The sequence below is a fragment of the Mesorhizobium sp. B283B1A genome, assembly GCF_020165735.1.
In the GTDB taxonomy this organism is placed as follows: Bacteria; Pseudomonadota; Alphaproteobacteria; order Rhizobiales; family Rhizobiaceae; genus Mesorhizobium; species Mesorhizobium opportunistum.
In genome coordinates, this window is record NZ_JAIUIQ010000003.1 from 31,803 (window position 1) to 47,513 (window position 15,711).

General features: G+C 59.8%; 11 protein-coding genes and 1 pseudogene. 3 read left to right on the forward strand and 9 right to left on the reverse strand.

Translation table 11 applies throughout. The features are described 5' to 3' along the window. Window positions 1-61 precede the first annotated feature (61 nt). Together nifH and LB577_RS02825 are read right to left on the reverse strand one after the other, a co-directional pair. On the reverse strand, window positions 62-955 hold the full coding sequence (gene nifH / locus LB577_RS02820; protein WP_013533491.1) for a nitrogenase iron protein: 894 nt from the start codon (window positions 953-955) through the stop codon (window positions 62-64). A 299-nt stretch (window positions 956-1,254) separates the two neighbouring features. After that, the gene (locus LB577_RS02825; protein WP_224685476.1) at window positions 1,255-1,419 is read right to left on the reverse strand and encodes a hypothetical protein; all 165 of its coding nucleotides are present in this window, start codon (window positions 1,417-1,419) and stop codon (window positions 1,255-1,257) included. A 115-nt stretch (window positions 1,420-1,534) separates the two neighbouring features. Between LB577_RS02825 and LB577_RS02830 the strand changes: the two genes are divergently transcribed. The 3 genes from LB577_RS02830 to rpoN all read left to right on the forward strand — a co-directional run bounded on the left by LB577_RS02830 (window position 1,535) and on the right by rpoN (window position 6,686). Continuing rightward, on the forward strand, window positions 1,535-2,755 hold the full coding sequence (locus LB577_RS02830; RefSeq protein WP_224685477.1) for an MFS transporter: 1,221 nt from the start codon (window positions 1,535-1,537) through the stop codon (window positions 2,753-2,755). A 1,881-nt stretch (window positions 2,756-4,636) separates the two neighbouring features. Beyond that, complete coding sequence (locus tag LB577_RS02835) at window positions 4,637-5,170, forward strand: peroxiredoxin (protein WP_013533494.1); 534 nt, start codon at window positions 4,637-4,639, stop codon at window positions 5,168-5,170. A gap of 169 nt (window positions 5,171-5,339) precedes the next feature. Further along, entirely contained in the window at window positions 5,340-6,686 is a 1,347-nt protein-coding gene (rpoN, locus tag LB577_RS02840; RefSeq protein ID WP_224685478.1) for an RNA polymerase factor sigma-54, read from the forward strand. 13 nt (window positions 6,687-6,699) lie between these two features. Here rpoN and LB577_RS02845 read toward each other — a convergent pair whose 3' ends face one another. The 7 genes and pseudogenes from LB577_RS02845 to LB577_RS02875 form a co-directional block, all read right to left on the reverse strand. Beyond that, entirely contained in the window at window positions 6,700-7,302 is a 603-nt protein-coding gene (locus LB577_RS02845; protein ID WP_224685479.1) for a nitrogen fixation protein NifQ, read from the reverse strand. Between the two features lie 422 nt (window positions 7,303-7,724). Next, the gene (locus tag LB577_RS02850) at window positions 7,725-8,777 is read right to left on the reverse strand and encodes an LLM class flavin-dependent oxidoreductase (RefSeq protein WP_224685480.1); all 1,053 of its coding nucleotides are present in this window, start codon (window positions 8,775-8,777) and stop codon (window positions 7,725-7,727) included. Between the two features lie 267 nt (window positions 8,778-9,044). Then, complete coding sequence (locus LB577_RS02855) at window positions 9,045-10,646, reverse strand: SDR family oxidoreductase (protein ID WP_224685481.1); 1,602 nt, start codon at window positions 10,644-10,646, stop codon at window positions 9,045-9,047. Between the two features lie 376 nt (window positions 10,647-11,022). Beyond that, window positions 11,023-11,607, reverse strand: coding sequence for a nuclear transport factor 2 family protein (locus LB577_RS02860; RefSeq protein ID WP_318013403.1), 585 nt, complete (start codon window positions 11,605-11,607; stop codon window positions 11,023-11,025). Window positions 11,608-11,760: 153 nt separating this feature from the next. Then, window positions 11,761-11,883, reverse strand: a pseudogene (locus tag LB577_RS02865) (ferredoxin); the annotation flags it as partial. Between the two features lie 2 nt (window positions 11,884-11,885). After that, the gene (locus LB577_RS02870; RefSeq protein ID WP_224685482.1) at window positions 11,886-13,142 is read right to left on the reverse strand and encodes a cytochrome P450; all 1,257 of its coding nucleotides are present in this window, start codon (window positions 13,140-13,142) and stop codon (window positions 11,886-11,888) included. Window positions 13,143-14,397: 1,255 nt separating this feature from the next. Then, complete coding sequence (locus tag LB577_RS02875) at window positions 14,398-15,459, reverse strand: hemin-degrading factor (protein WP_224685483.1); 1,062 nt, start codon at window positions 15,457-15,459, stop codon at window positions 14,398-14,400. Window positions 15,460-15,711: the final 252 nt, after the last annotated feature.

A 15,711-nucleotide genomic window follows, 5' to 3' on the forward strand; every position in this document is an offset into this window, starting at 1 on the left:
TCACCGACGAGGCGCCGTTCTTTGCAAGGCGTGCCACCTCAAGGAGGGCGCCCAATATCGGTTACTGGGCTGCCGCCTTTGCCGCTTCCTTGGCCTGGAGCTCGGCAAGCATCTGCTCGTCGGTTTTCATGATGCCGAAATCGAGCAGCATGTCCTCGAGCTCCTCCATGGTAATCGGGGTCGGGATGGTACCCTGGCCAGAATTCGCATGGATCTTCTCAGCCAGCGCGCGGTATTCTCCGGCCTGCTTGGAGTCGGGCGCATATTGGATCACTGACATCTTTCTGAGCTCGGCGTGCTGGACGATGTTGTCGCGCGGCACGAAGTGGATGAGCTTGGAGTTGAGCCTGGAAGCCAGTGCTTCGGCCAGGTCAAGCTCACGGTCGGTCTGACGCTCGTTACAGATCAGTCCGCCGAGCCGAACGCCGCCCGAATGTGCATATTTCAGGATGCCCTTGGCGATATTATTGGCGGCATAGAGCGCCATCATCTCCCCGGACATGACGATATAGATTTCCTGCGCCTTGCCCTCGCGGATCGGCATCGCGAAACCGCCGCAAACCACGTCCCCGAGCACGTCGTAGGAGACATAGTCGACATCGTCGTAGGCGCCGTTCTCCTCAAGGAAATTGATTGAGGTGATGACGCCGCGGCCGGCGCAGCCTACACCCGGCTCCGGGCCGCCGGACTCCACGCACTTGATGCCTCTGTAGCCTACCTTGAGCACGTCCTGAAGCTCGAGGTCTTCCACCGAACCTTCCTGTGCCGCGAGATGCAGGACAGTATCCTGAGCCTTCGAGTTCAGGATCAGGCGGGTGGAATCCGCTTTGGGGTCGCAGCCGACGATGAGGATTCGCTGCCCGAGGTCGACGAGGGCGGCGAGCGTATTTTGGGAGGTGGTGGACTTGCCGATGCCGCCCTTGCCGTAAAAGGCGATCTGACGCAGACCTGACATTAATAGGTTTCCTTCCTTGGTTTTATCCGTCGCGGCTGCCCGGGACACAAATGCCGATGGGCAGCTCTTGCCGCCTCACAACGAGGTCTCAAGATTCGTGCCAACTTTTCCGAAGGACAGCCAAAGCGGGATTTTTCCTTTTGGCTCTAGCTAGTTAGCTTGTGCGCTAACAAGTGCTCGCTGGCAGATAGATTATTGTTGGAACGAGCCGTGTAGCGGACCCGACAATGCCCGACACAAAACGTCAGGTTCGAGCCACCGGAAATGGTCCTTTGAGTCAGAGCCGGTTTTTTGGCTGCTTAAAGGCGGCTGTCATAGCGACCAGCTCGCGTCGTCCCGTCACGGAACATCAGACGTCCGTGCTCGGAACTGCTGGCGCGCATGGCTGGTTCGAGACGGACGCCGAGGTCGGCATAGAACAGCCTGATGAGACGTTTGCCGACGATGACACCCCCGTCGGACACGGAGAACCGGCACCGAAATTGCACGCCCTACTATCACAAGATGTCGGGCAGCGATGGCGCGCTTTTGCCTTTAGTTCGGATCATCGCAGCCAACCCATGTTGGGCGAGAATGTTCATGACCGAATCGGCGACGGGTCTTATCGAAACTGTTCTGCACGGCCCAGAAACGCCGGATCGACTATCTCCTCCCGCATGGGGTGCGGTCATTTCGCTTGCTTTGGGCACCTTCGGGCTGGTGGCGGCAGAGTGTCTGCCAGCCAGCGTGCTGACGCTGATAGCGCACGATCTCGGTATCTCAGTGGATGCGGCTGGATATGCGATCACAGCGACGGGCATTGCTGCGGCGATCTCAGCGCCGACGATGGCCATTATTACAAAGCGCCTGGACCGCAGGACCGTCCTGTGGGCAATGATGCTGCTTCAGATCCTGTCCAACCTCCTGGTGGCAGTCGGGTCGTCGCTGCCGGTTTTGCTGGCAGCACGCGTTATGCTCGGCATTGCGCTCGGAGGCTTCTGGTCGATTTCGGCATCGCTGGCGATACGGCTCGTTCCAAATCATCTTCTGCCGCGCGCCATGTCAATCATCCTCGCCGGCGTTTCGGTCGCTCTCGTATGCGTGCCTGCATTCGGCGCCGTCGTCGGCGGCAGCTTGGGATGGCGAGTGGCCTTCACGCTCACCGCAGTGCTTAATGCTGTTACGCTGCTGGTGCTGCTTGTAACGATGCCGACGCTGCCTCCGGTTGAAATGGCTGGATTCCGCAGTCTGCTGGATGCGGCCAAAGATCCGACCATCAAGGTCGCACTTTTGGTCGTACTGCTGGTCGCTTCTGGGCACTTCACCAGCTTCAGCTATATTCGGGTCTTCCTCGAGACGACTCCCAAGCTCGGTACCAACGGGATCTGGATATTGTTGCTCCTTTCTGGCATAAGCGGCTTCTTCGGCAGTTTTGCCGGAGCATTCCTGGCCAAACACAGTCTCAAGGCAGTCGCGGCCCTGCCATCCTTCCTTATGGCGATAGCCGCTGTCTCGTTGCTGAAGTTTGGAGCATCGACCTATGCCTCGGCGATTGCGGTTTCCGTATGGGGCTTTGCCTTCGGCGCGGTGCCGGTGGGGTTGCAGACTTGGATACTGCTGCGTGCCGTCCCCGAGCAGGCCGAAAGCGCCGCCGTGCTGATGACCTCAACGTTCCAGGTAGCCATCGCAGCCGGCGCGATTTTCGGCGGACTGCTGCTGAATGATCCCGACCACGTCACGGGTGTCTTTGCCTACACCGCAATTGCCACATTGCTCGCGGCACTCACAGTGTTCGTATTCGACCCGAAACACGCAACCTAACCGCCTGGTGGGAGAGAAGCTCGCCGTCGAGGTGGACTCGCACCAGCCGCGCGACGCGGTCTGCCCACGATACTTTTTCGATCCAGGCCTTCGTCTCGCCTAGGACGGCCGCCTAATTCGCGGTACTGCCTCTTCCACGTCGGCTCTTCAACGGGCATGGACCAGCGCCGGTGCCTTGCCGGCCTGCACCGAGACTACAGCGAGCGATCAGCGCTCGGCCGGGCGGACTTGGTCAGGTTGCGCAGCCCATCTTCGCCGACATCGATGTCCTGATATTGCAAGGGTGTCAGCGCAACGACGGTCTCACCTCTCGAATGACTATGTCCGACAACTTCATGGCAACGAACTCGTCCCGCTGGTGGACGCCGACGAGCTTGGGAGATAAGGGCGCAATCTGCTCTTCAATGAGCGTTTGAACGTCGGGCACAAATGGGCAGCAAACTTTTTCGGCGCGAGCTAGCGAGACCCGTCAAATCATCGGTTTCGAAATGCCGATTTAGTGCCTGCCAGGCATAGCGATCGAATGGGTCACAGAAATCCCTTCAGTTGAGTTGGAGCGGAAGATCAATGTGCTCCTGCATCAAGCGTCGTTAGGGCAGCCGAGGCTCTCCTAGAATTTGCAGACGTCCCACTGACAAGATTGTCTGGCTATTTGCGTGCCCGGTTGGCGCCCCGTTGCGTTCTGCCGGTTCCCGCAAACAGCGGACGCTTCTTGGCGACCTTTGGGTCGGCTTTGCGACAATTCTAGTCCAGTTTCCGACACAATAGATTTCGATAGGGACGCTCGGCGAGAGGAACACCAAGCGTGTAAAGATCGTAGCCGAGTCGAAAGCGATCCTTATCGAATCCGGATCGTGGCGCTGCCGGCCTGCGTTCACGTTAGTCGCACGTAAAAACACGCCAGGGCAAACACACTGTGCAATCGCTGTGCCGGCCGATGCGGGGTATTGCCTGGGCTTGCCCTGTCTGGCCCGTCCTTTGCTAGCCGGCGCCGGACGCGTGAATACCCTCTCTACACAGGACTTTTGTTCGGTGTGATGACGTGACGGCTCTGGCGCGCACCTCCGGGTTGGCGAAGACGTCGTCCCGAAGCGATAGCGCTGGTGCAGGAGCAGCTTCATTGGAAATGGCATGCCGCTTGCAGCCTTCAGCTTAGAGCCCATCAAACCAGGAAGAAGGTGACTACCATGGCTGACGCGCCAAGCTCCAAACGATGGACAAAGGCGACGGTGGCCGTCCCCGCTGAAGATCGGGACATCGTCCGGTTCGGAGATTCGTCCTCCGAAGCGGCTTTGCAACCGGGGTCCGAAGCCGAGACGCCAGATGATGCTCGCGCATTTGCCAGAAATCGGTTTGCATCAGCATGTCAGTGGCCAAGCGGGTCCTCACAGTTTCGGCGGAGCCCACGTCGGCCGGAAACAGGCAAGTCCAGCCAATACGCTGAACCAGTTCAGCCACGCCGCTCTGCGGCGCGGAGAATCACTTTTGCGACGCATATGCTCATCCCGCTCCTGGTCATGTCCGGTTGCCAGCATTTTGACCCCGGGTATGAGGAGTGGGTGATCCATGCCGGCTCCGGCGCCCTAGTCGCGGCAAGACCAATCGCGGCGCTAGAAGGTGCCCTCATCCCTCATATCGATGGCTTTCGGGTGAGAAAGGTCTGGAGCCGGGCCGTTGCCATGAATCGGGAGCCGCGTCCCCCAATCGCTCACGTCGATGCGGTTCGGGTGAAGAACACCTGGAGCCGGGCCGTTCCCATACACCCGAATGGAGAAAGCATCGGGAGCGCCGTCGGCATCATGCCATGCACGAGACCCGCAGCTCGGTATTGCGCCAGCCCCTGCAAGAATCCAGTGCCACCTCCCTTCAAGGAGAAAATTGATGACCGGTAAAAAGAAGGTTCCCTTCGTCACGTTTCTTACGCGTGTCCGCGATGATTCAGTCCAGGGGCCAAATCCATACCGCTGGGAAAAAAGAACATCCGACGACTACTTTGCCGGCAAACGGGTCATCCTGTTCTCTCTGCCCGGTGCTTTCACACCGACCTGTTCGACCTACCAACTGCCGAATTTCGAAGATCTCTACGCGGAATTCAAGAAGGAAGGAATTGACGCGATCTACTGCCTCTCCGTCAACGATGCCTTTGTCATGAATGCATGGGGGAAGTCCTTGGGGTTGCAGAAAGTCGAGCTGATCCCCGATGGTTCAGGCGAGTTCACTCGCAAAATGGGCATGCTGGTTGCCAAGGACAATCTCGGCTTCGGTATGCGCTCCTGGCGCTACGCGGCTCTGGTCAATAATGGCGTGGTGGAGCAGTGGTTTGAGGAGGAAGGTTTCTCCGACAACTGCGGGACCGACCCCTATGGCGTCTCATCCCCGCAGAACGTCCTTCAAACATTGAAGGACGCTGCATGACCTGGTGCCGAAGATGTGCAGCTGCGTTTGGACGCCACTTGCACAAGGGCAAAGCTCTGAAGCGGCGCGTCCGGGAAGGTCATTCAAAGGTGACGCGCATGAGAGGCGTCGACCTGTGAGAGATCGAAACCAGCCGCGGTCAGAGCTTCTTAGACAGGAATAAGTGACCATGCAACCGTCATTGAGCCTACTTCAGAAACAGTCTCTTGGATTATCGCCTCAACTCATCCAGTCGATTCGCCTGCTTCAAATGAACATTCCCGAACTGAATCAGTTCGTGGCCCAGGAGCTCGAGAGAAATCCCCTTCTGGAGTATGCGAAGAGACGGGATCTGCCCAGGCAAGGGAAATCGAGCACCGCGCCTGGCGATCATCGTGCCTTCGAGGAGTTTGTCGCCTTACCAGAAACGTTGCACGACCATGTCGCTTCTCAGATTTCCTTCACCGCCTTCACGCCGCACGAGCGGCTGATTGCTAATGTGCTTGCGGGACATCTGGATGACACTGGTTGGCTTGGGGCAAGTGCTTCGGAGCTGGCCGGGAAGCTAAACATCCCGCTGTCCGATGTGGAACGAGTTTTGGGTATCTTGCAGCACCTCGATCCGCCGGGGATTTTCGCACGATCTCTCGGCGAATGTCTTGAGATACAGTTGCGCCAGCGAGACCGGTTCGACCCGGCCATGGCGGCTTTGATTGCCAACCTTGACGTGCTTGCGCGGTGCGATTATCGGACCTTGAAGGTGCGTTGCGGCGTCGACGACGAAGATCTTTTCGACATGCTGCAGGAAATCCGTGCGCTCGACCCCAAGCCCGGAAACGCATTCCACTCGGGCGCGCCGGAATGCATCGTGCCGGATGTCTGGGCCACTCCCTCGCCCGGAGGTGGATGGCAGATCGAGCCTGATCCGAACACGCAGCCCAAGGTGTTGATCAAACACACTTATCTCAAGGAAGTTTCACGCCGCGTCGCCAAAAAATCGAAAGAGATGACATTTCTGAACGAATGCCTACAGAATGCGCTCTGGTTAATCAGCAGCCTCGATCAGCGCGCCAAGACGATCGTCAAAGTTTCGAACGAAATCGTGCGCCAGCAGCATGCCTTTCTGGAATATGGCGTCGCCCACCTACGGCCCCTCAATCTCAAGGCGGTCGCTGACGTGATCAACATGCACGAGTCGACTGTAAGCCGGGTAACGTCGAACAAGTACATGCACACCCCACGTGGAGTGTTCGAGCTCAAGTACTTTTTCACTGTCGCGATCGCTTCTTCCGAAGGCGGTGACGCGCACTCCGCCGAAGCTGTCCGCCATAGGATCAAAGCAATGGTCGCCGAAGAATCGTTTGAGAACGTGCTTTCGGACGATGAAATCGCTGACCGGCTCAAGGAAGACGGTATCGATCTCGCTCGCCGCACCGTCGCAAAATATCGCGAGGCGATGAATGTCCCCTCCTCCATACAGCGGCGCCGGGAAAAACGCTTGTGGCACAACGGCAATCAAGGCCTCAAGGCCTCGTGACGAAAAGCGGCGTTTAAACCGGTGTGACGCGTTCTTCACATTCGCCTCTCTCGGGGCCGAAGCAATCTTCGAAATCACTGCATTCCCGACAATTGGGCGCAGTGCACAGCGAAAACCCTTCGGCCTCGCAGAGTTTGCGGTAAAAGTACTTCTTCCATTTCATATTTTGGGTGTTGCCGGCCGCCAGCGTCGGAAAGTGTGTGGCAAGAAGGCGGTTGAGCTCGGCCCGGTCGGGAAGCCCAAGGTCCTGCCACAGATGGCCATCATGCATGGCGCGTCGGGCGAGGATCTTAGCGAAGCGGGCGCTCGCCGGATGGCTCGCCCGGGCATGTGCCAGTAGCAGGCCGCGCAGAAGTTCTTCCTCTATACCCGGCTCAGCATCGCTGACGTCTGCCGAGGCGAATGCTGCCATCGCGGTACCGGGGAAACTGCGGGGCAAGACCTCGCGCAGCTCGGCAAGCGAAAGGCCTGTTGACTCCGCCACTGTCGTGCCGCCCTCGATCTCCTTGAGCGCACAGGAGAAGACGCAGGCAAGCACATGTTCGTCGAACTCCTTCTGCGGCTGGATCGTCGGCCATTGGCCGGTGCCGATATGCGCATCGTTTTGACCGGACATGGTTCCGTTCTCCTGGTCTGTGCCTTCACGCAGCATTCTGCCGAGCGCAACGCGGGTCAGTCAGTCTTTCGGGCACACGTGTGCGCAGGCTCGTGCCTCATGGAGCGGTCGGCAAAATCGACCGCCTTGATCATGCAATTGAGCCTCGCCTTGAAACGCGTCCTGCAGCAGTCGGGCAGGCGAGAATTTCACCCAGGACACGACGCCGTGAAACTGGCTGACGGCGCGAGCAGGTCCTGAAGCGACGGGTTAGCCGTGACGGCTCGCCCGTCGGCAGGCGAGATAGTGGGGAACCCCATCTGGGGCCGTCCTGGTGACGGCAGCGCCACTCATCGAAACCACGCCAAGTTCTGTTCATAAACGTGCTTATGCCGAGTGGAACGAAAAAGAAGCTGCGGCACGAAGTTGGACCCCTTATGAATTCAAACGCGCGCATAACCCAGCGCCTTGTTGATTGCGGGAATGATCTTGTCTCCCCAGAGTTCGATCTGGCGCAGCATTAGCTTTTGGTCGAAATCCCCCAACTGGGTCTGGATAGCGATCTGATCCGGTTTCAGAATGTCGATCTCTTCCAGCAAGCGATCAATCACGCGATTCACACTGCCGATCGGCAGGTTGTTGCGCATTGCCCCGAAGGACAGATCCTGCTGGGTGGGCGTTTCCTGCAGCAGATAGCCGTCGTGGCTCTGCTGCCGGCGCTGATGCAGCGCCTCGGACAGGCGGCGCTGGAAACGGGCGTTGTCGAGATAGCTGTTGATCTCCTCCTCGTCATCGCTGGCGTAGCAGCAACGCAACAGCGATATCCTGGCGTCCGTCACATTCTTGTCCTCGGAAGCCGCCGCCTGCTTGATTGCTCCGCGCAACGTGCTCAAGCTCGCCAAGCCGTCGTGGAATGCGGTGACAAAGAAATTGTGACCCTCTCGGTAGGCCCGTTTCATGCGGGCCGGCCCGCCGGCCATCCAGATGGGCGGTGCCGGCCTTTGGACGGTGGATACTGAAATCGCTGTCGGGGGTATTTTCTCATAGTGGCCATCGTGCTCGAAGATGTTCTGGTTGAGACCCTTCAAAAGGATATCGAGGTGTTCCGAAAAGATGGCCGGCGCCTCATCGATACTGACGCCGAAGCGCTCGAACTCGAACTGTTGGTATCCAGAGCCGACGCCGAGTTCCAGGCGACCGTTCGCAAGGATATCGGCGAAGCCGATCTCGGAGAGCAGACGCTGCGGTTTGTAGAGCGGTAGCACACAGACGGCAGTACCGAGGCGAATGGTGCTCGTCACTCCGGCGCAGTGGGCCACCATCATCAACGGCGATGGGATCAGGCTGTAGTTGTTGAAGTGGTGTTCTGCGAACCAGGCTGTGCCGAAGCCGGCCTGTTCCGAAACGATGGCCTGTTCGATCGAGTTTCGGATAACGATCTCGGGGGATTGATGATACCCACGTTGGGCGGCCAGGATGAAGGTGGCGAATTCCACTATGTTTCCTTGTTTGCTGATGGTGGCGAATTTGGAACTGCGCTCATCCGAGACACGCGATTGCCTCGGATCGGGCGCCTGGCAGGGGCATGATGGTGCGATAAGCAGTTTTGCGATCCGCGGTTGCAGGCACGCGCGAGAGCTTGTCCCCATGCCGAGGGACGTTGCCCCGCCGACATCTTGGAGCGGGGCAGCGCCGCGGGCGCGTCCCAAGCCAGGGTCTCCGCTTTCATGGACGGCGCCCGGTTGCGTAGCGATGGTCGAGGTTCAAACACCCGCCTCCGCAAAGCATTCGTCGTAGAGTTCGCTGGCGTTTCCTGCGTCACCGAACGCGGTCCAGCCGCCGTCCACATAGAGGATCGAGCCGCTGATGTATGAGGCGTCGGAGGAAGCCAGGAAAAACGCTGCATCTGCAACGTCTTCCGGCCTTCCCATCCTGCCCAAAGGGATCCGTCGGCCGATCGTTGCCAAGTCGATGTGGCCGGTTTTCGCCAACTCGCTAATGGCGGGAGTGCGGATATAGCCAGGAGCGACGGTGGCTGTGCGAATGCCGGCGGGCCCCAGTTCGGCCGCCATGCATCGGGTCAGCATGTCCATCGCCGCCTTCGAGGCACCGTAGGCGTGACGCGGCGCGAAGGGCAGAAAACTGTTGATCGATCCGAGGTTGAGGATCACACCGCCAGGGCGCATTGCTTTGATCGCTTCACGCGCGCAAATGAAGGCGCCGGTGAGATTGACATGCAGGACACGTTCGATGTCTGCAGGCATTTGTTCGATCCCAGCCACAAAAGTGTCGACGACAGAAGCACCGTTGACGAGGATATCGACGCCCCCGAAGCGCTCCCTCAGTTCCTCAAACAGCGCCACCACCTCAGCCTCTACGGCCACATCTACCGATTTCGCGATGTTCTTTCCGCCAAGCAGTGCGGCCAGGAGCGTCGCTGCGGTGCGGTCTTTATCGGCGATCACGACGGTATCACCATTCGCGGCAAAACGGCGAGCAACGGCGGCGCCTATACCGTTCGCACCACCCGTGACGAGCACCACTCGCGCGTCGGCGCGTTGGGCCGGACAGGAGAGTTCGCTTAGGGGAACGCCTTCCACCTCAGGGGAGGCATCCCCAGGTTGATTGAATGACATCCAGCCGCCGTCGACCGCCAGCACGGATCCCGTGACGTAGTGCGCCTGTGCGCTTGCCAGAAAACGCACAGCCCGGGCGATCTCGTCGGGCCGAGCCATGCGCCCCATTGGCACGCGACGGCGCATCGCCGAGAGGTCCATTTTGCCTGCTCGTTCCAGCCCTGCAGTCATAGGCGTGCGCACGCAGCCCGGCGCTACCGCCGTCACGCGGATGCCGCGAGAAGCCCATTCGCATGCAAGCGACTTTGTCAACGAGATCAGGCCTGCTTTCGAGGCTGCGTAGGCATGGCGTCTGGGATTGCTGGCCACGCCCGACATCGAAGCGACGTCGACGATGGCACCTCCCGGCCTCATGCGCCTCGCCGCCTCGCGCGCCATGAGGAACGGCCCAATCAGGTTTACTGCCAGGCGGCGTCGGAAGGCGTCGACATCGGTGTCGACAGTGGCAGCCACATTGGGTCCCACCGCGGCGTTGTTGATGAGGACGTCGATCTGCCCGAACTGTGCTTCGACCCGGCCATAGAACGCGAGGATATCTCCCTCTCGCGAGACATCGCACTCGAGGCCAAGGTGCTGCTCGCCGAGATCGCGGGCCAGTTCAAACACGCCGCTCCCAGGAAGGTCCACCGCAACGATAGTGTCTTGATCTGCGGCAAGAACATCGACCAGGGCACGGCCGATTCCGCCCGCGGCGCCTGTTATGATGACGACCCGTCCTGCATACTTCATGGGAACTTTCTCCAGGAGTCTCTGAAATCTCTGCCCTCGACGTGGTGCGGCGGAATGGTGCGCCCCCGTAGAGCACCCTGTGCTGGTGCCGGTCTCGTGCGTTCCCAGACAGGCGTCGTCCGCATTGGCTGCGATCCAACTCTCGGTTGGATAGCCGAGTGTGTGTCCGACGCCTCAAGCACAGGTGCTTGCCTCGATGAGCGGCTCTGCCAAAGTCCAGCAAATCGATGTAGACCGGCCTCGGCGCGCTCGTGGCCTCAGACCAGAGCGCTGTCGCGGTCACGCTGTCGCGGGGCAGAAAGGCTACGCTGGCGGCCGCATCTTTACCGTGCAGGGTGTCGCTAAGCTTGCTGTGGCGTAGCAGAGTTGTCATAAATTATCGTCCCACCGATGTGGTTTTCCCGTTCGGAGCTGGGAACGCATTATCGCGAGAAGCAACGCGATGCTTTCCGATCGCGTAGACCGGATCGTTCGGATACGGTGCTCCAATCGGCTGTCGCAGGCCGAACCGTTCGGTCTCAAGCACCGCAGCTGGAACCTGCTCCTCGAGCCAATCGTAGACGACGGTCCGATCGGCAATCCGCCACTCGCCTGCCCTCTTTTGGAACAGATCGCAGTAGCGCCCGCTTAGCAGCATCTGGCGCATTTCTCCGTCTTTGTCCGGTCCGCGTTGCAGCGCGGTGAAATAGCTCTCGACTGCGGCCTGAGCCGGTTTGATGAATTCGACAAGGACGTTCGTGATCTGATGGATGTTGCGCGGTCCGGTCTTGAATACACCGAGCGCAAACCGAATGAAGCCCTCGGCCGAGCCGCGATAGGCCCCGTGATTGTCATGTGCATCAGGCCAGTAGGCGCTGCGCAGCGCTGCCTCATCGGCGCGGTCTATCCCGCGGCAGTACCGATACAGGCAGTCGCGGATCGCCTCACGGTCGAGTAGTTCGGTAGTTTTTGCGTGGTCCATAGTCGCAAATTCCGGGGTTTTGAGTTGTTCCGGGAGCAGAGTCTTCCGTTTGCGCGTGGCCTCGGCTACTAGGCGCGCAGCAGGCGGATCGTCTATTTCCAGCGCTAGTTCGGGGCAGGATCGCACCCCATCTGCCGCAAGCAGTTGCTCCCCATCCGCAACATCAATGTCGCCAGGTAGGATGTAGCCCGCCTCATCCAGCTTGAAGACTGCCGGTGCTCGCGCCGAGCATTGCGCATGACCCTGGCACCTGGCTTTGTGAACGATAATGCGCACGGCTACTTCCCGCGTCTTTGCCCAGTTCCGGGCGGCCTTGGTCGAGCCCAATCCAGGACCAGATTTTCGATCCCGAACACATGGCCGCCATGGGTGATGGGTGCTGTTGCCTCCTTGATCCGAAAGGGCGGTATGCGCGCCATCCACTCCTCCAGCCCAATGACAATTTCCCGCCGGGCGAGATGAGAGCCAAGGCAGCGGTGGGGACCATAGCCAAAGGCGGCGTGGCGGTTGCCCTCTCGCGTCAGATCGACCGTGTTGGGGGCCTCAAATTCCGCGGGGTCACGATTTGCAATCATCGTGGCGCAGGAAACAAAGTCTCCCTTGCGGATCGGCGCGCCTTTGAAATCGATATCTTTCCGTGCCACACGGATCATCTGAACGCTCGGATAGGCGCGCAGCAACTCTTCGGCTGCGAGCACAATCCGGTCCGGTTCGTTCCGCAGCAATTCCTGATCTTCGAGGTTGCGCGCGAGATAGGCCAAGTCGAAGCCAATGGCTGCAGCGACGGTGTCGAGCCCCGCAACGAAGGTAAGCACGCCAATGCCACGGACCTCCTGGTCCGTCAGCCCGCGACCCTCGACCTGTGCATGCACGATGAAGCTCATGAAATCGTCGACGGGCTCTTTGCGGCGCATGGCTGCCAGTTCGTCGATGAACGCCACAATAGTCCGAGCAGCCGCCGGCCGTCTCACATCGTCGCCGTGGAGCAGATCTTTCGCCCAGCCGACAAATGTATCGAGACGGTGATCCGGCAGTCCGAGAAAGCGAAGGAAGATGTTGACCGCGAAGGGAAAGGCGAAATCCTTCATCACGTCGCAGCTCGTGCCCCGCGAGGCGATGCTGTCGATGAGCGTTATCGCTCGCTCGCGGATAGTTGGTTCAAATTCCGCTACACGCTGTGGCGAAAGCAGCGGATTGAGCAGTGAGCGAAAGACTCCATGGTACGGTGGATCGAGTTCGAGCGGGATCATCGGCCAGTCTTCGCCCAATGCAGATGCGAAGATGCTGCGATGACTGGAAAAGACTTCGGTCTCCTGCAGCACCCGGCGCTGATCTGCCGCGCGAGTGATGACCCAAGTACCCTGTCCGGCCCGCGTGTTCCAAGGCGAATAAAAGATCGGCGGCCCGGCATGCACGCAAGCGACTGCTGCGTGCGGATCGCCGTTGGGCGTCGGGGACATGCCTGGCGAGGTAAAAAGACTGAAGTCGCCCACCATTTCCGGGGGGACATGATCTGGAACCGGGTTGGCTACCATTTGGTTCTCCTGCGTTCAGGCGTTTACGCGCTCGACTGAGATACCGCTGAGCTGCGTGACGCACTGCCGACATCGCCTCAGATGACATTGAGCAAATCGCGTGCCGAATAGGGGCACCATTGGCGCCCGCTCATATATCGTAATGGCGCCCGGTATGGGGCTACGCCTGGTAGGGCTTTCGACATTCTTGTCCGTTCCAGACATGACAACGTTGCGCATAGAAGCTAACGAGGAGCCTGGTGGAAGCTGCCTAAGGATCGAACGAGGTCCCTCCCAGACCGGGTGTGGCTCGGCGGTAGCGAAGCCGCTCGCGAGCGCGCTCTCCACAAGCGCGCGAGCGGCTTTGCGGTGGTAATCGACGGTTCGCAGGCAAGGTTGGATTTGCTGACAGCGATCAGTTCGCAGGAACGATCGCTGACCATGATGAGCCTGCGCGCTCATGGAGAAGGCTCCGGCCCCGATCCCTTGCTGGTTTGCCGCCAAGCGGCGGAGCTGGAGGTTGGGGCCGCCTGGCGCTGCCAACGGCGAGAAGAAGGCCTACGTCCGCCGAGGCTGCAAATGGCTGAGCTCTGAAGGATGCGCCCCGACATTCTTCTGCGTCAGGATCACCTCGCCTGGCGGTGACGATCGCCTCGTCGGACAGCTGCTGCTCGCCGGAGAAATCCTCGACCGCACTCGTCGTACCGGCAACCAGGCCGTCGACTGCTGCGTCGCCGCCCCGGGCCGAGAATCTAACCGCCCTGCTCCGATAGCACGAACAGGATGCGCCGGCGTTCTTTGATGATACGGTCTGCTTCGGGCGGCGTTCAGCTTTGCATCCATCTCGCACGCTACCCTTGCGGACTTGGCATTAGACGCCGACGGGCTTGCCGACCTTATGGATCATTCGAGCACGCCTTTGTGGAGCCATCCCTCTGGAAACTGGACGAGGGGACCGATCGATTTCACCTCGACCACTTGATGCCACCCGGCGCCGTACAGGGCCGGGATGTTGGACGTTCGATCGACGTACAGCTGACGCATTAGACCAGGGGCAGCTTCCGGTTCTGGGACATCGCAACGGAACCATTGAGGGCTAGCTCGCCACGGGTGTAGCGCTCTGGGGCTGGAGACTACGGTCGAGGCGATCCGCGACGGGTCGCAAAAGACAGCTGTGCTCTCGTTGGCCTCGGCAGGCGGAGAGGTGGTCAGCAGAATCCAGAGTAGCGGCGCGGACGCCGAGCGAAAACGGAAATCAATATGCATCGGTCCTACCTCAAGCGGCGGTTGAATTGGGAAAGCGCGGCAGGTTCTCGGTCAGTAACCGCCAGTCGTCGCGCTCGGGCTCGCCTTCCCTGCGCGTCCCGAAAAACTGGATGATCATATTGCCGTCGGCGCCATAGGCTTCGAGTGACGTGACGTGGCCGTCCCTGGTCGGCTTGCGCACGGCCCAAACCTCGCGGATGTGCTGGGTCCTGAGATGCAGGTGGAAAGTGGCGTCGAGTACGTTGATGCAAGGCCCGATCTGCCTGACCAACTTGATCGGGCCGGAATGGATCTGGATGCAGCCAGGATTGCCGACAAAGCACATGATCGGCATCTCGTCCTCGGCGACACGATGGAACATGCCGCCAATTGCAGCATTGTCAAGCAGCCAGGCGTAGTCCTGGCCGACCATGCGGACCGCCCGGCGGCGCCTGAGGTTCAGCGTCTTGAGCATGCCGAAGAACTGGTGTACGTCGGTCAGCTGGCTCCAGTGCTCCCGCAGGTCGTCGATGGTAGCGGCTTGGTCCGGAATCTTTGCCTCGTTTTCGGCTGACCTCGTCTTAACCGATACAATCGGCTCCTGGTTCGAGGATTGGAGCTCGTCTGTCAGTCTTTGATAGGCATAGAGGTTTGAGGACGGCCTCAGATGCACCTTGTGCACTGCCTCGCCTGCGGCGTCGAAAAATTGCAGGCTGCGGCGGATCTCCCCGCCTTCGCGTGTCTCGACGGCAAAGCCATGCGCCCACACCTTCGGGAAGATGCGCAGATCAATGTCATTGCCGAGCACCATGGCGTGATGGTTGCCGGTGAGCACCTTGTCGTAGATGCCTATCTTCTCATGCACGGCACTATCATTGCTGGTCAGCGCCATTACCTCGCCGACCGCCTCGAGAGCGGTTAGAACAACATTGACGCGTGGCTCGATGCGCACAGTGCCAAAACCGCAATGTGCCGCGGAGAGCTCCGCTTCCGAGATGCCCAATTGGCCAGCGAGATCGCGGTCGCGGATTTTGGGGCTGTCTTCGCGTGCCCGCCGGATTCTCTCTGGCGAAGGTTTCTCGCGCTGGTGCATGTCTTACCTCTGCTTGCCCATACTGTCGGTCAGGAGCGTTAGTCCTCGCCAAAAGGGAGCCTCAAAACTCGTGCCAATTTGCCGAAAGCATCTCGGAAACTGGCTTACGTGCCAGCTCGGCGGGAACTCGGGCCCAGCCCCTGTGGCGGACGCGACAAATTCGACAATACGTGTCGATTGCCGGACGCCTTCGCAGCAATTCCGAACCGGAATCGCGGCAGTGTTAGCGATGTCGCACTGTTCCAGCGCCGC

Coding starts and splice junctions, on each gene's coding strand:
- rpoN (WP_224685478.1), top strand. CDS start 5,340: ATGCAACCGTCATTGAGCCTACTTCAGAAACAGTCTCTTGGATTATCG.
- LB577_RS02830 (WP_224685477.1), top strand. CDS start 1,535: ATGACCGAATCGGCGACGGGTCTTATCGAAACTGTTCTGCACGGCCCA.
- LB577_RS02845 (WP_224685479.1), bottom strand. CDS start 7,302: ATGTCCGGTCAAAACGATGCGCATATCGGCACCGGCCAATGGCCGACG.
- nifH (WP_013533491.1), bottom strand. CDS start 955: ATGTCAGGTCTGCGTCAGATCGCCTTTTACGGCAAGGGCGGCATCGGC.
- LB577_RS02855 (WP_224685481.1), bottom strand. CDS start 10,646: ATGAAGTATGCAGGACGGGTCGTCATCATAACAGGCGCCGCGGGCGGA.
- LB577_RS02875 (WP_224685483.1), bottom strand. CDS start 15,459: ATGCACCAGCGCGAGAAACCTTCGCCAGAGAGAATCCGGCGGGCACGC.
- LB577_RS02870 (WP_224685482.1), bottom strand. CDS start 13,142: ATGGTAGCCAACCCGGTTCCAGATCATGTCCCCCCGGAAATGGTGGGC.
- LB577_RS02860 (WP_318013403.1), bottom strand. CDS start 11,607: ATGGACCACGCAAAAACTACCGAACTACTCGACCGTGAGGCGATCCGC.
- LB577_RS02835 (WP_013533494.1), top strand. CDS start 4,637: ATGACCGGTAAAAAGAAGGTTCCCTTCGTCACGTTTCTTACGCGTGTC.